The sequence below is a fragment of the Oryzisolibacter propanilivorax genome, assembly GCF_900103645.1.
GTDB lineage: Bacteria > Pseudomonadota > Gammaproteobacteria > Burkholderiales > Burkholderiaceae_C > Melaminivora > Melaminivora propanilivorax.
In genome coordinates, this window is the sequence record NZ_FNHP01000006.1 from 126,580 (window position 1) to 145,375 (window position 18,796).

General features: G+C 69.4%; 17 protein-coding genes. 6 read left to right on the forward strand and 11 right to left on the reverse strand.

The window, feature by feature from the left end; translation table 11 throughout:
* Positions 1–58 precede the first annotated feature (58 nt).
* Positions 59–388 (forward strand): flagellar transcriptional regulator FlhD, encoded by a 330-nt coding sequence (flhD, locus tag BLQ61_RS11280; RefSeq protein ID WP_091570156.1) that lies wholly within the window; start codon positions 59–61, stop codon positions 386–388.
* A gap of 49 nt (positions 389–437) precedes the next feature.
* Positions 438–983, forward strand: a complete 546-nt coding sequence (flhC, locus tag BLQ61_RS11285) for a flagellar transcriptional regulator FlhC (RefSeq protein ID WP_091570159.1) — start codon at positions 438–440, stop codon at positions 981–983.
* Between the two features lie 181 nt (positions 984–1,164).
* On the opposite strand, the gene BLQ61_RS11290 is transcribed toward flhC, so the two are convergent.
* The 11 genes from BLQ61_RS11290 to BLQ61_RS11340 all read right to left on the reverse strand — a co-directional run bounded on the left by BLQ61_RS11290 (position 1,165) and on the right by BLQ61_RS11340 (position 15,280).
* Complete coding sequence (locus tag BLQ61_RS11290) at positions 1,165–2,226, reverse strand: adenosine deaminase (RefSeq protein WP_091570162.1); 1,062 nt, start codon at positions 2,224–2,226, stop codon at positions 1,165–1,167.
* A 31-nt stretch (positions 2,227–2,257) separates the two neighbouring features.
* A complete protein-coding gene (locus BLQ61_RS11295; RefSeq protein ID WP_091570165.1) occupies positions 2,258–3,562 on the reverse strand; it encodes a DUF3422 family protein in 1,305 nt (434 codons plus the stop codon).
* A 186-nt stretch (positions 3,563–3,748) separates the two neighbouring features.
* On the reverse strand, positions 3,749–4,915 hold the full coding sequence (locus tag BLQ61_RS11300) for a BMP family ABC transporter substrate-binding protein (RefSeq protein WP_091570167.1): 1,167 nt from the start codon (positions 4,913–4,915) through the stop codon (positions 3,749–3,751).
* Positions 4,916–4,999: 84 nt separating this feature from the next.
* On the reverse strand, positions 5,000–6,148 hold the full coding sequence (locus tag BLQ61_RS11305; protein WP_091570553.1) for a BMP family ABC transporter substrate-binding protein: 1,149 nt from the start codon (positions 6,146–6,148) through the stop codon (positions 5,000–5,002).
* 65 nt (positions 6,149–6,213) lie between these two features.
* Complete coding sequence (locus tag BLQ61_RS11310) at positions 6,214–7,134, reverse strand: ABC transporter permease (protein ID WP_091570170.1); 921 nt, start codon at positions 7,132–7,134, stop codon at positions 6,214–6,216.
* Between the two features lie 30 nt (positions 7,135–7,164).
* Positions 7,165–8,241: an acyltransferase family protein gene (locus tag BLQ61_RS11315; RefSeq protein ID WP_091570172.1), complete on the reverse strand. Its 1,077-nt coding sequence runs from the start codon at positions 8,239–8,241 to the stop codon at positions 7,165–7,167.
* The gene (locus BLQ61_RS11320; RefSeq protein ID WP_091570175.1) at positions 8,238–9,314 is read right to left on the reverse strand and encodes an ABC transporter permease; all 1,077 of its coding nucleotides are present in this window, start codon (positions 9,312–9,314) and stop codon (positions 8,238–8,240) included. Before BLQ61_RS11320 ends, BLQ61_RS11315 begins: the two co-directional genes overlap by 4 nt.
* A complete protein-coding gene (locus BLQ61_RS11325; protein WP_091570177.1) occupies positions 9,301–10,890 on the reverse strand; it encodes an ABC transporter ATP-binding protein in 1,590 nt (529 codons plus the stop codon). Before BLQ61_RS11325 ends, BLQ61_RS11320 begins: the two co-directional genes overlap by 14 nt.
* Before the next feature lie 80 nt (positions 10,891–10,970).
* A complete protein-coding gene (locus BLQ61_RS11330) occupies positions 10,971–11,903 on the reverse strand; it encodes a LysR family transcriptional regulator (protein ID WP_091570180.1) in 933 nt (310 codons plus the stop codon).
* A gap of 289 nt (positions 11,904–12,192) precedes the next feature.
* Positions 12,193–14,442: a sensor domain-containing diguanylate cyclase gene (locus BLQ61_RS11335; RefSeq protein ID WP_091570182.1), complete on the reverse strand. Its 2,250-nt coding sequence runs from the start codon at positions 14,440–14,442 to the stop codon at positions 12,193–12,195.
* 214 nt (positions 14,443–14,656) lie between these two features.
* A complete protein-coding gene (locus tag BLQ61_RS11340) occupies positions 14,657–15,280 on the reverse strand; it encodes a Crp/Fnr family transcriptional regulator (RefSeq protein ID WP_091570185.1) in 624 nt (207 codons plus the stop codon).
* A 172-nt stretch (positions 15,281–15,452) separates the two neighbouring features.
* On the opposite strand from BLQ61_RS11340, the gene BLQ61_RS11345 reads away from it, so the two are divergent.
* The 4 genes from BLQ61_RS11345 to BLQ61_RS11360 all read left to right on the forward strand — a co-directional run bounded on the left by BLQ61_RS11345 (position 15,453) and on the right by BLQ61_RS11360 (position 18,770).
* Complete coding sequence (locus BLQ61_RS11345) at positions 15,453–16,493, forward strand: porin (RefSeq protein WP_091570187.1); 1,041 nt, start codon at positions 15,453–15,455, stop codon at positions 16,491–16,493.
* A gap of 135 nt (positions 16,494–16,628) precedes the next feature.
* Positions 16,629–17,066 (forward strand): HIT family protein, encoded by a 438-nt coding sequence (locus BLQ61_RS11350; protein WP_091570190.1) that lies wholly within the window; start codon positions 16,629–16,631, stop codon positions 17,064–17,066.
* 4 nt (positions 17,067–17,070) lie between these two features.
* On the forward strand, positions 17,071–18,069 hold the full coding sequence (gene miaA / locus BLQ61_RS11355) for a tRNA (adenosine(37)-N6)-dimethylallyltransferase MiaA (RefSeq protein ID WP_091570193.1): 999 nt from the start codon (positions 17,071–17,073) through the stop codon (positions 18,067–18,069).
* On the forward strand, positions 18,066–18,770 hold the full coding sequence (locus tag BLQ61_RS11360; protein WP_091570195.1) for an ABC transporter ATP-binding protein: 705 nt from the start codon (positions 18,066–18,068) through the stop codon (positions 18,768–18,770). Before miaA ends, BLQ61_RS11360 begins: the two co-directional genes overlap by 4 nt.
* Positions 18,771–18,796 lie beyond the last annotated feature (26 nt).

Consider the following 18,796-nt stretch of genomic DNA (forward strand, 5'->3'; position numbering starts at 1 on the left):
AACGCAACACATGCAACTGCATGCAACGCCGCGATTCGCTGCTGCAAAGGACCGAACCATGACCTCCGAACAACTGTTGGCCGAAATCCGCGAAGCCAACCTGACCTACCTGATGCTGGCGCAGACCCTGATCCGGCAGGACAAGGCTGAGGCCGTGTTCCGCCTGGGCATGAGCGAGGAGGCTGCCGACATTCTCGGCGCGCTGTCGGCCGCGCAAATCCTGAAACTGGCCTCGCGCAACACCCTTCTTTGCAGCTTCCGCGTGGACGACGACCTGGTCTGGAGCCTGTTGACCAGCCACAACACGCCGCGCAAGAACGCCAGCGAGGCCGCCAACGCCATGCACGCCAACATCCTGATGGCCAGCCGCGTGTCGGAAGTGCTGTAAGCCTGCCTTGCCCCATCCGCCTGCCCTGCCCCACCGTCGAAAGTCCGCCATGTCCGCTGCCGCCCCCGCCAAGAGTGTCCTGAACGAGTCCAAGCAGATCGAGCGTGCCGTCATGCTGATCGAGATGGGCGCGCGCATGCAGGTGCTGGAGTCCGAGACCACGCTGTCGTACGAGCGTCTGATCCGGCTGTACAAGGAAGTGGCCGGCAAATCGCCGTCCAAGGGCCAACTGCCGTTCTCCACCGACTGGTTCCTGACCTGGCAGGAGAACATCCACAGTTCGTTGTTCATGAACATCCACGTCTACCTGTCCAAGGGCGTGGCGCTGGAGCCGGCCGAGCTGTTGACCAAGGCCTACCGCCTGTACCTGGAGCAGATCGAGGTGCTGGGCGTGGAGCCGCTGCTGTCCTTCACACGCGCCTGGCGCCTGGTGAAGTTCATGGACGCCGGCATGCTGACGCGCACCGCCTGCTCGCAGTGCAAGGGCCTGTTCGTCTCCGAGCTGTACGAGAACCGGCACTACACCTGCGGCCTGTGCAACCCGCCGGCGCGTGCCGGCAAGAGCAAGAACGCCGGGGCGCTGACGCTGCATTGAGCGCTCCCGCAGGCCGGCTCGGACAGTTTTCGAACAAAATAGGCCCTCAGCCCTTATAAATAAAAGGCCTTTAGCTATTTAAACCATAGCAAACATTCCATCTACCCGAAACGCCAAGGCCCTGCGATGCAGGGCCTCGTGGTTTTCATGGCCGCCGCGGCGGCAGGGAATGCCTCCCCGGTCAGGCCGGCTGCGCGAAACGCTCGAAGCAGTCGTCCAGCCGGTTCTGCCAGGCGCGGCGCTGCTCATCCGGCACGAAGCTGGCGGCGAAGCTGTTGTGCGCCAGCTGCCAGGCGTGCTGCGACGTCAGCTCGGGCACGGCGGCAAAGAGCTCGGTGAAGTTCTGGTTCAGGTAGCCGCCGAAGTACGCCGGGTCGTCCGAGTTGACCGTGGCCGCCAGGCCCGCGTCCAGCAGCTGGCGGATGTTGTGCTGCGCCAGCTCGGGGAAGACGCACAGCTTCAGGTTGGACAGCGGGCACACGGTGAGCGCGATCCGTTCCTCGGCCAGGCGGCGCATCAGCGCCGGGTCCTGGATGGCCTGCACGCCGTGGTCGATGCGCTCCACTTTCAGCACGTCCAGGGCGCTCCAGATGTACGCGGCGGGCCCTTCCTCGCCGGCGTGCGCCACGCGGTGCAGGCCGAGCTCGCCGCAGCGCGCGAACACGCGGGCGAATTTTTCCGGCGGGTTGCCGACCTCGCTGCTGTCCAGGCCCACGCCGATGATCCTGTCCAGGAAGGGCTGGGCCTGCTCCAGCGTGGCGAAGGCGTCCTCCTCGCTCAGGTGGCGCAGGAAGCACAGGATCAGCGAGGAGGAAGTGCCCAGCTCGGCCTGCGCGTCCTGCGTGGCGCGATACAGCCCGTTCACCACCGTCTCCATGGCCACGCCGCGCGCGGTGTGCGTCTGCGGGTCGAAGAAGATCTCGGCGTGCACCACGTTGTCCTGCGCCGCGCGCAACAGGTAGGCGCGCGCCATGTCGTAAAAATCCTGCTCGTACAGCAGCACGCTGGCGCCGGCGTAGTAGATGTCCAGGAAGCTCTGCAGGTCGGTGAAGGCGTAGGCGCGGCGCAGCGCCTCGACATCGGCATAAGGCAGCGCCACGCCGTTCCTCTGCGCCAGCGCGAAGATCATCTCGGGCTCCAGCGAGCCTTCGATGTGGATGTGCAGCTCGGCCTTGGGCATGGCGGCCAGCAGCGCCGGCAGGCGTTCGCGGGCGATCGGGGGCGGGGTCGTGGGTGCGGGCATGCAGCCTCTCCTTGTGATGCGACGGGGAAAATCAGTGGGGCGCGGCGCCGAACATGCGGTGGTGCAGCCTTTTCAGCGACCACCAGACCGACAGTGCTGCCACGGGAATCGCCAGCGCCGCCGTGGTCTCCGGCGCCAGCGGCCAGCCCAGGTGCTGCGCACCCTTGGCCAGGTAGCTGACCAGGCCGACGATGTAGTAGGTGATGGCCGCCACCGACAGCCCCTCGACGGTGGACTGCAGCTTCAGCTGCAGCCCCTGGCGCTGGTTCATGGTGGCCAGCAGCTGCTGGCTGCTTTGCTGCTGCTCGATCTCCACGCGCGTGCGCAGCAGGCTGCTGATACGCGAGACGCGCTGCGACAACGCGTCCTGGCGCCGCGCCGCCCATTCGCAGGTGGCGCGCGCCGGCGACAGGCGCCGGTCCATGAACTCGCGGATGGTCTGCAGGCCGTTCAGGCGCGACTCGGCGATCTCCTGCACGCGCGTGTCCAGCAGCTCGAAGTACGCCCGGCTGGCGGAAAAGCGCGAATGCGTGGCCGCGTACTGGCTCTCGACCTTGCCGGCCAGCCGCGTCAGGCGGTCCAGCAGCGCCGGCTCGTCGCTGCGCCCGGCACTGCGGATGGCGCCTGCCAGCGCCGCCAGCTCGCTCTCGGCCAGCGCCAGCTCGCGCCCGGCGGCACGCGCCGCCGGCAGGCCCAGCATGGCGGCCATGCGGTAGGTCTCGATCTCCAGCAGGCGCAGCACCAGGCGCCCCAGGCGGCGCGGCGACAGGCTCCCGGCCAGCAGCAGCATGCGCGAATAGCCATCGGCGTGAATGCAGAAATCGGTATAGACCTCGCCGTAGCCATCGGCCACGCTGGAGGCGACCACGTTGTCCTCGCGCAGCACATGCCGCACCAGCACACTGGGCTCCGCCTGGCGCGCCGGCAGCACCCACAGGTGCAGGCCGCACAGCAGCTCGCCGGGCAGGGCCGCGGCCCAGGCCTGCGGCACCGAGTGCAGGGCGATGGGCGGCTCGGCGCCGGCGAAGGTCTGCTGGGCGTTCAGCGCGACGGTGAAGGTCCAGGTGACGAACTCGGTGTGCAGCTCCCAGCGCAGCCGCCAGCTGCCGAAGTCCACGCGCAGGTGTGTGCAGTGCGCGTCCGGCGGCGCCTGGTGGTGGTCGCGCAGCAGCGCCGCCAGGTGCGCGCGGCTGGCTTCGCGCCCGGCCGCATCGGTCCACATGACGATGTGGGTGAGCGCCAGCGGCGCGGCGAGAGCCTCGGGCGGACGCGCGTGCACTTCGTTGTGCAGCACGGCACGGTCCGGGTGCTGGTGGGGCAGGGGCAGCGGATGCATCGCAGGCGGAAATACGAAAGGAGATGGTGCACGGCCAATGTGACACCGGTGTGCCGGCCGCATGACGCAAACGGGCCGCGCAAGGCGGCCCGTGAAGCGGCAGCGGCGGCGTGCCGGCAGGCCTGCGCGCACGGCGCCAGGCGGCTCCCGCCGCGTGGGCCGCGGCGCGGCCGGCCAGAAGGCGCCTTACTTGTTCGCGCCCGGCACCTGGCCTTCCACGCCCTTGACGTAGAAGTTGATGCTGGTGAGGAACTTGTCGTCGGCGGCGGCGCCTTCGGGCAGTGCGGTCTTGCCGGTGTTGTCCGTGACCGGGCCCTTCCAGATGACCAGCGAGCCGTCCTTCAGGCCCTGCTTGGCGGCTTCCACCTTGGCCTTCAGGTCGGCGGGCACATCCTCGGCGATGGACACCAGGTCGATGGCGCCTTCCTTGACGCCCCACCACGCCTGGCCGGTGGTCCAAGTGTTCTCGAGCACGTCCTTGACGGACTTGGTGTAGTACGGTGCCCAGTGGATGACGGCCGAGCCCAGGTGCGCCTTGGGGCCGTAGGCGGTCATGTCCGAATCCCAGCCGAAGGCGCGCTTGCCCTTTTCCTCGGCGGTCTTGAGCACGGCGGGCGAGTCGGTGTTCTGGAACAGCACGTCGGCGCCGCCGTTGATCAGGCTGGTGGCGGCCTCGGTTTCCTTGGGCGGGCTGAACCATTCGTTGACCCAGACCACCTTGGTCTTGATGTTCGGGTTCACCGTCTGCGCGCCGAGCGTGAAGCTGTTGATGTTGCGCAGCACCTCGGGAATCGGCACCGAGCCGACCACGCCGAGCGTGCCGGTCTTGCTCATGCCGCCGGCGATGATGCCGGCCAGGTAGGCGCCCTCGTAGGTACGGCTGTCGTAGGTGCGCACGTTCTCGCGCGTCTTGTAGCCGGTGGCGTGCTCGAACTTGACGTCGGGGAATTCCTCGCCGAGCTTTTGCATCACGTCCATGTAGCCGAAGGTGGTGCCGAAGATCAGCTTGTTGCCCTGGGTCACCAGGTCGCGCAGCACGCGCTCGGCGTCCGGGCCCTCGGGCACGCTCTCGACATAGCTGGTCTTGATCTTGTCGCCGAACTCGGCTTCGAGCTTCTTGCGCGCCTGATCGTGCGCATAAGACCAGCCGCCGTCGCCCACCGGGCCGACGTAGGCGAAGCCGATCTTCAAGGGCTCGCTGCTGGCAGCGGGCGCCGGCGCGGCAGCGGGCGCAGGTTCGGCGGCCGGCGCGGGCGCCGGCTCGTCCTTCTTGCCGCAGCCGGCCAGGGCGGTGGCGGCCAGGGCCGTGGCGGCTGCCAGCTGCAGCAGCGAGCGCTTGTTCAGGTCGGTCATATACGCAGTCCTTCAGTCAGGAAAAAGAATGGTTGGGATCAGCGAAGCACGGCGCCGCCGCCGGCGGCGCCAAACACGGGAAGATTACTTACCTTCGGTACCGGGCACGCGGCCTTCGATGCCGTTGACGAAGAAGTTGATGCCGGTGAGGAACTTGTCGTCGCCCTTCTGCCCGGCCGCCAGCAGTTCCTTGCCGGTGTTGTCCTGGATCGGGCCGGTCCAGACGGCGAAGCTGCCGTCCTTCAGGCCATCGCGCGCCTTGGCCACGCGGTCCTTGATCTCCTGCGGCACGTCGTCGGCGATCTTCAGCAGGTCGATGGCGCCTTCCTTGACGCCCCACCAGAAGTTGCCGCCCTGCCAGTTGCCGCCCAGGGTGTCCTCTACCACCTTGCTGTAGTAGGGTGTCCAGTCGATCACGGCTGAGCCCAGGTGTGCCTTGGGCGCGAAGGCGCTCATGTCGCCGTCCTTGCCGAAGGCACGCGCGCCGCGCTCCTCGGCGGTCTTGAGCACCGCCAGCGAATTGGTGTTCTGGTACATCACGTCCACGCCGCCGTTGATCAGGCTGGTGGCGGCCTCGGCCTCTTTCGGCGGGCTGAACCATTCGTTCACCCAGACCACCTTGGCCTTGATGGACGGGTCGACGCTCTGCGCTCCCAGCACGAAGCTGTTGATGTTGCGCACCACCTCCGGGATCGGCACCGAGGCCACCACGCCGACCATCTTGGTCTTGGTCATGCCGCCGGCGACGATGCCCGCCAAGTAGGCGCCCTCAAAGGTCTTGGTGTCGTAAGTGGCAACGTTGTCGGCCTGCTTGTAGCCGGTGGCGTGCTCGAACTTCACGTCCTTCAGGTCGGCCGCGACCTTCTGCACGAATTCCTGGTAGCCGAAGCTGGTGGCGAAGATCAGCTTGTTGCCTTGGCCCGCCATGTCGCGCATCACACGCTCGGCGTCTGCGCTCTCGGGCACGCTTTCGACGAAGCTGGTCTCGATGCGGTCACCATACTTTTCCTGGATCGCCTTGCGGCCCAGATCATGCTGGTAGGTCCAGCCACCATCGCCGATCGGGCTGACGTACATGAAGCCGATCTTCAGCTTGTCCTGCGCCGGCGCCGCGGCGGGTGCGGCGGCCGGGGCGGCGGCCTCCTCCTTCTTGCCGCAGCCGGCCAGCGCAGCCAGGGCGATGGCCGACAGGGCGACGTGCTGGAGCAGGGAGCGTTTGTTCAACAGGCGCATGGGGTTCATGAGGTAGCAAAAAAGGAAGAACAAAGAAGAAAAGCGAAAGGGCCACCGGGCGGAAATCAGGTGCCTGGAGCGAATACCCGCCCCAGAGAGGCCGGCATGTTCGCACGAATCCACCCCGGATTGCGCGAGATCAGTACCAGCACCAGGATGGTCGCGACGTAGGGCAACATCGACAGCAGCTGGCTCGCCAGTTGCACGCCCGAGGCCTGCAGGTGGAACTGCAGCATGGTCACGCCACCGAACAGGTAGGCCCCGAGCAGCACCCGCGCCGGGCGCCAAGTGGCGAAAGTCGTCAGCGCCAGCGCGATCCAGCCGCGCCCGGCGACCATGCCCTCGACCCACAGCGGCGTGTAGGCGGTGGACAGATAGGCCCCGGCCAGCCCGCACAGTGCGCCGCCGGCGGCCACTGCCCCCAGGCGGATCAGGCGCACCGGGTAGCCCAGCGCATGCGCCGACTCGGGCGACTCGCCCACCGAACGCAGCACCAGCCCGGCGCGCGTGCGGTACAGAAACCACACCTGCGCCGCCGCCAGCAGCATGGTCCCATAGACCAGCGGATGCAGCGAGCCCAGTGCCGGGCCCAGCAGCGGCAGGTCGCCCAGGAGCGGCCAGGCGAACTTGGGTGTCTCCGGCAGCTTGGCCTGCACGTAGTTGATGCCGACGAAGGCCGAAAAGCCCACGCCGAACAGAGACAGCGCCAGCCCGGTGGCGTACTGGTTGGTGTTGAACCAGATCACCAGCACCCCGAACAACGCCGCCAGCAGCGCCCCGGCGGCCATGCCGGCCACCAGCCCCAGCACGAAGCTGCCCGTGTGCACCACGGTGGCGAAGCCGGCGATGGCGGCGCATAGCATCATGCCCTCAGCGCCCAAGTTGACGATGCCCGCCTTCTCGTTGATCAGCAGGCCCAGCGACGCCAGCGCCAGCACGGTGCCGGCACTGAGCGTGGCGCCCAGCAGCAATGCATAACTTTCCATGGTTATCTCCGTGTCTCCAAAACCAATTCCTCAGGCCTTCATTGGCGCGACCCGCGGCCCGGGCCGGTCCAGCGCATCCTTGAGCCGCAGCGCACGCGCCTCTATCGCATACCACGACAGTACTGCAGCCAGCAGCGACAGCAGCGTCGAGGCACCGAACACCATCCAGCCGTTCCATTCGGGCCTCCAAGACACCAACGCCTGCTGGATCGGAAAGCCAAACAGGTAAATGCCGTACGACAGATCGGGCCAGCCGGACGGCTCCGGCCAAATGCGGCTAACAGCGGCCACTACGTTCAGCACAAACCAGGCCAGCATCGCCACCCGCAGCAGGTCGAGCCAGCGCCACAGCGACTGCTCGGCCGGCCAGTGCCAGGTCAGCCAAGAGGCTGCCAGCAACAACATCCCCGGCAGCAGCCAGCCCGTGAAGACACGCTCGCGCCACAGCGCCAGCAGCATGCCGCACAGGAAAGCGGCGTAGTAGCGCGGCAGCCAGTTCGCAATGATGGCGGCGCCGAACAGGTTCAGGGCGCCGCCCCATAGGGTGACGGCCACCAGCGCGCCCAGCACCACCGTGGTGGCGGGGCTGCTGCGCCTGAGCAGTCCCGATACGCCAAGCAGCAGCACCCACAGGTAACAGGTCATCTCCAGCGGCAACGTCCACAGCGTGCCGGTCGCGCCAGGGCCAGCCGGGTTGCCATTGAAGACACCTGGCAGCACCAGCACATTGCGCAGCAGCACGTTGCCCAGCACGTACTCGCGCAGCTGCGGGTGCGTCCAATAAGCTGCTGTCGGCAGGCTGCCCAGCGCCCACCCGAGCAAGACCGCAAAGGCGATGCACGCCCACAGCCCCGGCAAGATGCGCAGCAGGCGGTGCCATGCGAACACCGTCGCGCTGCGATGCCGCTGCCAGCTCTGCGTGACCAGATAGCCGCTGACGATGAAGAACAGCGTCACACCCAGGCCGGAGATGCCAACCAGGAGCGGGAAAGCGCGCAGCAGGCCCATCGGCAGCTTGCCGCTGAGTTCGAATGAATGGGCGAACAACACGCACAGCGCAGCAAAGTGCCGCACTGCCCAGTAGTTGTGTCGCCGCTGCGTCGTCATTGCGTGGCACGCGCCAGGGGGCGTGTCCAGCGCACGCGGTAGGCGATCAGCGTGTCGCAGGCCAGCAGCGTGAACAGTAGCAGGCCCTGGAACACGCCCGTGAGCGATTTGGGCAGGCCCAGGCGCGACTGCGCGAGCTCGCCGCCGATGTAGAACATGCTCATCAGGAGCGCCGACAGGATCATGCCCACCGGATGCAGACGCCCGACGAAGGCGACGATGATGGCGGCGAAACCGTAGCCGGCTGGCACATACGGCGTGAGCTGGCCGACCGGGCCGGCCACCTCCAGCGCCCCCGCCAGGCCGGCCGTGCCGCCGGAGATCAGCAGTGCCGTCCACAGCGCGCGGCGCGAGGAAAAACCGGCGTAGCGCGCAGCCGCCGGCGCCAGCCCGCCCACTTGCAGGGCAAAGCCGGCGCGGGTGCGGAACAGGAACACCCACAGCAGCGCCGCCCCCAGCAGCGCCAGCGGCAGGCCGATGGTCACGCGCGAGCCGGCGAACAGCTTCGGGATCTGCGTGACCCGCTCGAACATGCGCGTCTGCGGGAAGTTGTAGCCCATGGGGTCCTTCCATGGGCCATACACCAGGTAGCCCAGCACCAGGATGGCCACATACACCAGCATCAGGCTGACCAGAATCTCATTGGCATTGAACCGGTCGCGCAGAAAAGCCACGATGGCCGCCCAGAACATGCCGCCCAACACACCCGCGCCCAGGATGGCCGGCACGATCCACGGGCCCGAGTTCTTGTCCGCCAGCAGCGCCATGCCGCCCGCGGCCACGGCACCGATCACGAACTGGCCTTCGGCGCCGATGTTCCAGACGTTGGAGCGAAAGCACACCGCCAGGCCGAGGGCCACCAGCAGCAGCGGCGTGGCCTTCACCGCCAGTTCGCCCAGGCCGTAGCCGGTCCGGATCGGCTCCCAGAAGAACACCTGCAGCGCCTTCACCGGGTCCTTGCCCAGCAGGGCGAACAGCATGACGCCGATCAGCACCGTGATGGCCAGGGCCAGCACTGGTGATCCCCAGGTCCACAGGCGCGAGGCCTGCGGACGCGCTTCAAGCCTGAGCATGACGGCCTCCCCGGTCCTGCGCCTGGCGCTCCAGGTGCTGCTGCACCTCGGCATGCCACAGACCGCTCATCCATTCCCCGATACGTTCCACGGTCGCCTCCTTGCGCGGCACCGAGGGCGACAGCCGGCCCTTGGCCAGCACGTGCAGGCGGTCGCAGATCTCGAACAGCTCGTCCAGCTCCTCGCTGACCACCAGCACCGCGCAGCCCGCGTCGCGCAGCTTCAGGATCTCGCCGCGAATCTGCGCCGCCGCGCCTACGTCCACGCCCCAGGTGGGCTGCGAGACGATGAGCAGCTTCGGCCCGGCCTCGATCTCGCGCCCGACGATGAACTTCTGCAGGTTGCCGCCCGAGAGCGACTTGGCCGGCGCGTCCGCACCCCCGGCCTTGACCGAGTAGCGCGTGATGATGCCCTGCGCCTGCTCGCGCAGCTTGGCCATGCGCAGCCAGCCGCCGGCTCCGACGGCATCGGTACGGGTCAACAGCAGGTTGTGCGCCAGGCCCATGGTCGGCACCGCACCGCGGCCCAGGCGCTCCTCGGGCACGAAGTGCAGGCCCAGCTGGCGGCGCTGGCGCGGCGCCATGCGACCTGCTTCCCGGCCGGCCACCTGCACCATCTCGGCCCGCGCGCGCGTGTCCTCGCCCGACAGGGCGTACAGCAGCTCCTTCTGGCCGTTGCCCGAGATGCCGGCGATGCCCACCACCTCGCCGGCGCGCACCTCCAGGTCGATGCTGACCAGCGGCACGCCGAAAGCGTCGCCCGCAGGCAGCGACAGCCCGCGCGTGCTCAGCACCACCTCGCCCACGCGGGCCTCGCGATGCAGCAGCGCCGGCGGCTCGGCGCCGATCATCAGGCGCGACAGCGACGCATTGGATTCGCGCGAGGGATCGCACACGCCCGTTACCTTGCCACCGCGCACCACCGTGCAGGCAGTGCACAGCTCGCGGATCTCGTGCAGCTTGTGGCTGATGTAGAGAATGGAGCAGCCCTCGCTGGCCAGTTGCCGCAGCACGACGAACAGCTTGTCCACCGCCTGCGGGGTCAGCACCGAGGTCGGCTCGTCCAAGATCAGCAGGCGCGGGTTGGTGAGCAGCGCGCGGATGATCTCCACGCGCTGCATCTCGCCCACCGACAGGGTGTGCACCGGGCGCTGCGGGTCGATGTCCAGGCCGTACTCGGCGGCCTTCTCGGCAATGCGCCGCGTCACCTCGGCCAGCGACTGGCTCTTGTCCAGGCCCAGCCAGACGTTCTCGGCCACCGTCAGCGTGTCGAACAGGCTGAAGTGCTGGAACACCATGGCGATGCCCAGGGCGCGCGCCTCCTGCGGGTTCTTCACGGCGACCGGCTGGCCATCGAACAGCATGCTGCCCTCGTCCGGCTTGGTGGCGCCGTAGATGATTTTCATCAGCGTGGACTTGCCGGCGCCGTTCTCGCCCAGGACGGCGTGCACCTCGCCGGGCAGCACGGTCAGCGAGATGCCGTCATTGGCCACCACCGCCGGATAGCGCTTGGTGATGCCCGTCAGCTGCAGCCGCGGCGGCGCGGCCGCGGTCGCGGGTGGGTGTGTGGGGTTCATGGTGTGATTGTCTCCGAAGTCCTGGACTGTCTTTTTGTGGTCACATCGCCCCCTGGCGCTTACTGGTTGCTGGCCTACAGCTATGGTTTTCGTAGTGCCGTGGCCACTTCGCGGATGCCCTCGCGCAGCCAAGCGCCCGCCGCCGAATGGTGCGTGCGCGCATGCCACAGCTGGTAGTACATGAGTTGCGGAAAGCTCACCGGGCACGGCAGCACCGCCAGCGACAGGCGCTCGGCGTAGCGCTCGCAGAACTGGCGCCCGCTGGTCAGCACCAACAGGCTGCCCGAGACCATGGATGGGATCAGGCTGAAATGCGCGCAGCGCACGGTGACGTTGCGCACCAGGCCGAGTGCGTCCAGGTGCAGGTCGATCACGCCGCGCGCGCCGGGGTGGGTGGGCGTGGGCGCCACGTGCTCGGACGCCAGCCAGTCCTCCACGCTCCAGCCGCGGCGCAGCGCCGGGTGCTCGCGGCTGACCAGGCACACCACCTCGTCGGCGAACAGCCGGCCCATGTGCAGGTCGCCCGGCGGCTCGGGCCAGTTGCCGATGACCACGTCGGCCTCGCCCTGCGCCAGGTGCGCGTGGTAATGGCTGTCGGCCGACAGCGGCAGGATCTCCACCGGGCACAGCGGCGCCTCGGCCTTGATGCGTGCCACCAGGCGCGGCAGGAACAAGGGGTCCAGATAGTCGCTGGCGGCAATGCGGAAGGTGCGCTGCGCAGTGCGCGGATCGAAGCCGCGCGCGTCGGAGAACAGCGCTTCGGCCGCACGCAGGATGCTGGCGGCCGGCTCGACCATGGCCAGCGCCGCATCGGTCGGCTGCATGCCCGAGCCCGAGCGCACCAGCAGCGGGTCGCCCGCCAGATCACGCAGGCGCTTGAGCGCGCTGGAAACCGCCGGCTGGTGCATGCCCAGCCGGATGGCGGCACGCGAGACGCTGCGTTCAGTGATCACGGTGTGCAGGACCCGGATGAGATGAAGGTCGATCTTGTCGAAAAGGAAAGGTTCTCTCATAACGTCTCGGGCATGCAAGCCATGGCACAACTGGTATGCCACAGGCTGCAGCGCACCGCTATATGGCAAGCCCTGCAGCGCCTGCGGCACTCCTGTGCGGCGAAAAAAACAGCGCACTCTACACGCCACCGCAGGCGCGGCGCATCGGGTTTTCAAGCAGTGCCGGTGCCGGGCTCCAGGGTCGGCACTGGCCCGTTTCGGCCATCGCCGGCGTGTCAGCCGCAGGCTGGCGTCCACGCCGATCCGCCGCGGCATCGGGCGGCCGACCCGCCCGGCCTCCTGCGCAGCGTCAGCCCGGTGGCTCGGACGGCAGTGCCACCCGGCGCACCTCGACCCGGTTGCGGCCGGCGCGCTTGGCGGCATAACAGGCCATGTCGGCGGCGTGCAGCAGCGGCGCCACGTCGCGCAGGCCGGCGGGCAGCGGCACCAGGCCGATGCTCAGGCCCAGAGTAAAGCTGCGCCCGCCGTAGCACGGCTCCCAGGCCTGTACCGCGGCGCGCAGCTGCTCGGCCACGGCCTGGCCGCGTGCCGGCGTGGCGCCGGGCAGCACCAGCGCGAACTCGTCGCCGCCCAGGCGCGCCGCCCAGCCGGTCTGGCGCACTTCGGACTCCAGCAGCCGCGCCATGTAGCGCAGCACGTCGTCGCCGGCATCGTGCCCGGCCAAGTCGTTGATGACCGCGAAATGGTCCAGGTCCATGAACATCAGCACGCCGTCGCCGTCGTCGCCATACAGCCCTGGCGTGGCCGGCGGGCGGGTGCCGCCGCGTGCGGCGCGTGCATGCAGCAGCGCGCGCAGGCGCCGCTCGAACGCGGCGCGGTGCGGCAGCAGCGTCAGCGCGTCGTGCGAGTTCTGCCAAGCCGGCTGCTGGCGTGCGTCGCGCGTGGCGCTGCAGTCCTCCAGGGTCCAGACCGTGCCGGCATCGGGTTCGCCCACGCGCACGGGCCGGCCGTGCGCGCGCACCCATTGCACGCCGCCATCGCGGCGCAGCAGCGGCAACTCGCCGTCGAAGGCGCCGTGCGCGGCGAACTGCGCGCGCACATGCCGCGCCAGGCGTTCGGTATCGCCGCTGGCCGGCGCCAGCAGCTCCAGCAGCTCGCACCCGTGCAGCTCGGCCGGGGTGTGCCCCAGCAGGCGGCAGGCCTGCAGGCTGACCACTTCCACCCGCTCGGCACGCGTCACCGCGATGCCCAGCGGCACGTGCGCCAGCACCGCCTGCAGCTGGCGCATCAGCGCCTGCGAGCCGTGCTGCTGCGCGCGCCGGTGTTCCAGCAGCCCCAGGCACACACGCACCACGTCGTCCACCTCGCCGGGTGAGCGCGGCCAGTCCGGCAGCGCCGGCGCCGCACCCGAGCGCGACTGCAACTGCATGGCGCGCTGGCGCAGCAGCGCCAGCGGCCGCGCCAGCGCGCCCATGGCCAGCAGCGCCAGCAGCGCCACCACCACCGTGGCGGCGCCGGCCTGCAGCCAGGCGCGCTGCTGCATGCCCTGCACCGGCTCCAGCAGCGCGCCCGGGTCGCTGACCCGCGCCACCATCCACTGCGGCATGGGCACGGCGGCCAGGCTGACGACGTGGCCAGAGGGCAGCTGCGTCATCTCCTCGCTGGGCAGCAATGGCCGGCCGCGACTGCGCCACAGCGCGTAGGCCTCGGCCAGGCCAGGCTCGTCACGCACCTGGCCCAACACCCGTGCCGGATCGGGGTGCGACAGGATCACGCCGTCGTCGGTGAACACCACCAGGCGCGAGTCCGGCCGCGCCGGCAGCGCCAGCGAGTGCGGCAGCAGCCCTTGCGACTGCAGGCGCAGCACACCAGCCACGGCGCCCGCCGGTCGGCCCTCGCCGCGCAACAGCGGCACGGTGAACATGACGCGCGCCTCCTGCGGCGTGCGGCCCAGCAGGCCCGAGACCAGCGGCTTGCCGTCCAGCAGGGTGCGCCGCAGGTGGTCGCGCTCCTCAGGGTCCAGCTCGGAGGGTGGCTCCAGCCGGCCGTAGCGCAGGTTGACGCTCAGCCGCCCGTCGCGCCGTACCACCTGCATGGCGTCGAAAAAGCGCACCGCCGGCAGGCCCTGCTGCAGCAGCCATTCCAGCGAGGCGGGCGAATCCAGCATCTGCGGCGAAATGCTCTCGGCCACGGTAGCCAGCACCTTCTGGCTCTGCTCGATCTTGCTGGCCAGCAGGCGCGCGACCAGTTCGACCTCATCGCTTTGCTGCGCCACCAGGCGCTGCAGCGCGTCGTGCGCGGCGGCGCGCGCCATCAGCCAGCCCGACAGCGCGCCAGCGGCGGCCACGGCCAGCAGCGTCACCAGCATCAAGCGGCGCACCAGCGGGCCGGGGAACCAGCCGCCAGGCAGCTCGGGCGGATCGTTGAGCACGTCGCCAGCATCCTCCAGTGGTGCGGTCAGCGCCTCGTCGGCCGGCAGCGGGGCGCTGCCGGCTGGCGGCGCGGGTACCGAGGTGTGCTGCGCGGCGCCGGGCGGAGCGTCGTCCGGCGGCAGCGCCGAGAGCGCGCGCAGTGCCGCCGCGTGCTCGACCGGCGTCATGCCCGCTCCCGGAGCGGGGCGGCGGCGAGGGGGAAGGAAGAGAGAACGCGGCGCATGGAACGGAACGGGCGAAGGCCCGCACAGGCCGCGGGCCGGCCCAATATACGCAGCGCACGGCACCACCCGCTTGGGGTGGAACCCTGGAGGACACGCAGGAAAACCCTGACCAGCCGCCCGGCGCGCGCGGCTCAGTGCAGGAGCAGGAAGGCCAGCCTCAGGCGCCAGCCACCGCACGCAGCGCGTGCGGCTGCGGCAGGCTCAGCAGGTTGCCGGTGCCGGCGATCAGGCCATGCTCGCGCAGGTGGCGCAGCACGCGCGACAGCGTCTCGGGGGCGATGCCCAGCTGTGCGGCGATCAGGCGCTTGCGCTGGTGCAGCGTGACGCGCAGGCTGCCGTCCTCGGTGGGGTGCGCGTGGCGCAGCAGCCACTGGGCGCAGCGCGCCTCGGCGTCCTGCGCCAAGCGGCTGACGGCCAACTCGGTCTGGCGGCAGTAGCCGGTCGCCATGTCGCGCAGCAGGATCTGCGCCTGCTGCGGCAACTGCTCCAGGCTGCGGCGAAAATCCTCCAGCGGCATGCGGCGCAGCTGCACATGCGTGTCCGCCACCATATCGACGGTGCACGGCTGGTCCAGCACGGCGGTGGCGGCATCCAGCCACGACGGGCCTTCCACGACGCCCAGCTGGTGGCGCATCACCCCTTCCTCCCGCACGCCCAGCAGCACACGGCCGCTGTCCAGGTACAGCACGGAGATCGGGTGCTGGTTGCGTTCACGCAACACTTCGCCCGCGGCGGCCATTTCGGTCTGGGTGGAGTGATCGGAGGACGGCAAGGGGAACATGGCGCCGACTGTGCCGCCCAGCCTACAACTGCGCATTGAGGCATATCAAATATGCGCGGCCGGCATGCCACCACATTTGCATTCGCACACAATAGCTGCAAGCCCGCGCGCCGGTGGCGTGTAGGCCTATTTCCCCTTTTTACTTTTTCCACGATCCAAGGACACACTCACCATGCATCGCAAACTGATTCCGCTGGCCGCACTGCTGTGCGTCGCGGGTGCTGCCCAGGCCCAGAGCTCGGTCACGCTGTCGGGCACCATCGACGCCTATGCCGGCTCGATCCGCATGGCGGGTGACGCCGGCCGCAAGTCGGTCATCAACAGCGGTGGCATGACCACCTCGTGGTTCGGTTTCTCGGGCACCGAGGACCTGGGAGGCGGCCTGAAGGCCGGTTTCGCGCTGACCTCCTTCATACAGGTGGACAACGGCACGCAGGGCCGCTTCCCCAACGACACCTTCTTCTCGCGCGACGCCAACGTCAGCCTGTCGGGCGGCTTCGGCACGGTGCGCCTGGGCCGCTGGATGGCGCCCAACTTCCTGCCCTCGGTGCTGGCCAACCCGATCGGTGACTCGTTCGTGTTCTCGCCGCTGATCCTGCACAAGAACGTGCCGCTGTTCAACGCCTCCGGCTGGCAGGCGACGACGGCGGCCGACACTGGCTGGAGCAATCAGATCGCCTACTCCACCCCCGACTTCGGCGGCTTCAAGGCCAACATCCAGTACCAGTTCGGCGAGCTGCCGGGCGACAACGGCAAGAAGAACGTCGGCGCCAACTTCTTCTACTTCGGCGGCCCGCTGCTGGTCACCGGCTACTACGAGCGCAACCAGATCAGCAACCCTGGCCAGGGCACCTATCTGGGCACGACGCGCGACGACTGGATGCTGGGCGCCGCCTACGACTTCAAGTTCGTCAAGCCGTACCTGACCTACGGCCGAAGCGACGTCAACCTCGGCACTGCTGCCATGGTCAACCTGGACAAGGGCAAGACCCTGCAGGTTGGCGTGTCCGCGCCCGTGGGCGCCGGCAAGGTGCTGGCGTCGTACGCCATGACCGACCTGTCGCGTTCCGACCTGGACCGCAAGACGCTGACCGTCGGCTACGACTACAACCTGTCCAAGCGTACCGACGCGTACGCCATGGTGATGCATGACCGCATCACGCGCCAAGACTCGGGCACCAGCTTCGGCGTCGGCATCCGTCACCGCTTCTAAGCCGGCCTTACCGGAATCCAAGGTTGAAGGCACGCGCCGCAGGGCGCGTGCCTTTTTTTTCGTGGTTCAATCGGGCGCTGGCCGGTATTAGACACTGGCTTCCAGCTATTTTTTCAATAGCAACCAGGAGCGCCCATGCCCATGTTCGTCGACCCCTCGCCGCCCGGCCAGTGCATCTTCTGCCGGCTGGTGGCCGGCGAGATCCCCGCGGCCATCGTGCACCAGGACGACCTGAGCATCGCCTTCATGGACATCGGCCAGGTCACGCCCGGCCATGTGCTGGTGGCCACGCGCCGGCACGCCGCGACGCTGCTGGACATCTCCGCGGAGGAAGCCGCCGCCGTCATGCAGACCGCGCGCCGCGTGGCGCAGGCGGCGCAGGCCGCTTTCGACCCCGAAGGCCTGACGATCCTGCAGGCCAACGGCGCCGTGGGCGGGCAGACCGTGAGCCATTTCCACCTGCACGTCGTGCCGCGCCACACCGGCGACGGCATCACCTTCACCTGGCCGCGCCAGGAGCCGCCCGCGCAGCTGCTGCACGACTACGCCGCGCGGCTGCGCGCGGCGCTGTGATCGCATGAGCAGCCACACCGCCCCCCTGCCCGCTTCCCAAGGCCCCGAGGCCATCGCCCTGGTCGGCCCCACCGCCTGCGGCAAGACCGCCGGCGCGCTGGCCATCGCCGCCGTGCTGGCACCGCGCGTGCCGGTGGAGATCATCAGCATGGACTCAGCCCTGGTGTACCGGGGCATGGACATCGGCACCGCCAAGCCGCTGCCGGCCGAACGCGCGCAGGCACCGCACCACCTGATCGACATCCGCGACCCGCGCGATGCCTACAGCGCCGCCGAGTTCGTGCACGACGCCACACGGCTGGTCCACGAGATCCGCGCGCGCGGCGCGCTGCCGCTGCTGGTGGGCGGCACCATGCTGTACCTGCGCGCGCTGCTCGATGGCCTAGACGACATGCCCCCCGCCGACCCGGCCGTGCGCGCGCGGCTGGACGGCGAAGCCAAAGCCATCGGCTGGCCCGCCATGCACGCCCGGCTGGCCAAGGTGGACCCGCCCACTGCCGCGCGCCTGGCGCCCGGCGACAGCCAGCGCGTCCAGCGCGCGCTGGAAGTGTGGACGCTCACCGGTCGTCCGCTGTCCAGCCTCCACACTCCCAAAACAGGAGCGGACCGCCCATGCCCCATCAGGGCCGGGGCCGTTTTTTCCCTGGAACCTACCGACCGCGCCTGGCTGCACGCGCGCATCGCCCAGCGCTTCGACGCCATGCTGGCCGAGGGCTTTCTGGACGAGGTGCAGGCCCTGCGCGCGCGTGGCGACCTGCACCCGGACCTGCCCAGCATGCGCTGCGTCGGCTACCGCCAAGCGTGGGAAAGCCTGGACGGCCTGCACCCGCTGGACAGCCTGCGCGAGCGCGGCATCGCCGCCACGCGCCAGCTCGCCAAGCGCCAGATCACCTGGTTGCGCAGCATGCCGGAGCGCCACGTCATCGCCTGCGACGCGCCCGGCGCCACCCAGGCGCTGGTCGAGGCCGTCTGGCAGCACCTGCGCGTGAACCGCGCCGAATGAGCAACGCCGCCGCCGTGCCCGACACCACCGCCCCCGCGCTGCAGGTCGAAGGGCTGGCCAAGCACTACGGCGAGGCAGCCGTGTTCGCCGATGTGACCTTCAGCATCGCGCCAGGCGAGTTCGTCGCCATCGTCGGCGACTCGGGTGTGGGAAAGTCCACGCTGCTCAACTGCCTGGCCGGCCTGGACCACTGGGACGCCGGCCGCATCACCCACGGCGCGGTGGACCTGAGGCCGATGGACGACACCCGGCGCGCCCTGTGGCGCCGGGCGCACGTGGGCTTCGTCTTCCAGGCGTTCCACGTGCTGCCGCACCTGACCGTGGCGCAGAACGTGGCGCTGCCGCTGATGCTGCTGGGCCGGGACAACCCGGCGCACGTCGCCCGCATGCTCGATGCCGTGGGACTGAACGGCCTGGCCGAGCGCCTGCCGCAGCAGCTCAGCGGCGGACAACTGCAGCGCGTGGCCATCGCCCGCGCGCTGGTACATCGCCCGCCCCTGCTGCTGGCCGACGAGCCCACCGGCAATCTCGACCCCGGCACCGCCGCGCGCGTGATGGACGTGCTGGTTCAGCAGACACGCGAGCACGGTGCGGCGCTGGTGCTGGTCACGCACTCCGAAGCCGCCGCCGCGCGCGCCGACCGGGTGCTGCACCTGACGGCCAGTGGCATCCGCACCCCCGCGCCACCGCCCGCGCCCTGAAGCCGCCCTCACCCACGCCAGGCGCC

Coding starts and splice junctions, on each gene's coding strand:
- BLQ61_RS11295 (WP_091570165.1), bottom strand. CDS start 3,562: ATGCATCCGCTGCCCCTGCCCCACCAGCACCCGGACCGTGCCGTGCTG.
- BLQ61_RS11310 (WP_091570170.1), bottom strand. CDS start 7,134: ATGGAAAGTTATGCATTGCTGCTGGGCGCCACGCTCAGTGCCGGCACC.
- BLQ61_RS11330 (WP_091570180.1), bottom strand. CDS start 11,903: ATGAGAGAACCTTTCCTTTTCGACAAGATCGACCTTCATCTCATCCGG.
- flhD (WP_091570156.1), top strand. CDS start 59: ATGACCTCCGAACAACTGTTGGCCGAAATCCGCGAAGCCAACCTGACC.
- BLQ61_RS11320 (WP_091570175.1), bottom strand. CDS start 9,314: ATGCTCAGGCTTGAAGCGCGTCCGCAGGCCTCGCGCCTGTGGACCTGG.
- BLQ61_RS11335 (WP_091570182.1), bottom strand. CDS start 14,442: ATGACGCCGGTCGAGCACGCGGCGGCACTGCGCGCGCTCTCGGCGCTG.
- BLQ61_RS11300 (WP_091570167.1), bottom strand. CDS start 4,915: ATGACCGACCTGAACAAGCGCTCGCTGCTGCAGCTGGCAGCCGCCACG.
- miaA (WP_091570193.1), top strand. CDS start 17,071: ATGAGCAGCCACACCGCCCCCCTGCCCGCTTCCCAAGGCCCCGAGGCC.
- BLQ61_RS11325 (WP_091570177.1), bottom strand. CDS start 10,890: ATGAACCCCACACACCCACCCGCGACCGCGGCCGCGCCGCCGCGGCTG.
- BLQ61_RS11305 (WP_091570553.1), bottom strand. CDS start 6,148: ATGCGCCTGTTGAACAAACGCTCCCTGCTCCAGCACGTCGCCCTGTCG.
- BLQ61_RS11345 (WP_091570187.1), top strand. CDS start 15,453: ATGCATCGCAAACTGATTCCGCTGGCCGCACTGCTGTGCGTCGCGGGT.
- flhC (WP_091570159.1), top strand. CDS start 438: ATGTCCGCTGCCGCCCCCGCCAAGAGTGTCCTGAACGAGTCCAAGCAG.
- BLQ61_RS11290 (WP_091570162.1), bottom strand. CDS start 2,226: ATGCCCGCACCCACGACCCCGCCCCCGATCGCCCGCGAACGCCTGCCG.
- BLQ61_RS11350 (WP_091570190.1), top strand. CDS start 16,629: ATGCCCATGTTCGTCGACCCCTCGCCGCCCGGCCAGTGCATCTTCTGC.
- BLQ61_RS11360 (WP_091570195.1), top strand. CDS start 18,066: ATGAGCAACGCCGCCGCCGTGCCCGACACCACCGCCCCCGCGCTGCAG.
- BLQ61_RS11315 (WP_091570172.1), bottom strand. CDS start 8,241: ATGACGACGCAGCGGCGACACAACTACTGGGCAGTGCGGCACTTTGCT.
- BLQ61_RS11340 (WP_091570185.1), bottom strand. CDS start 15,280: ATGTTCCCCTTGCCGTCCTCCGATCACTCCACCCAGACCGAAATGGCC.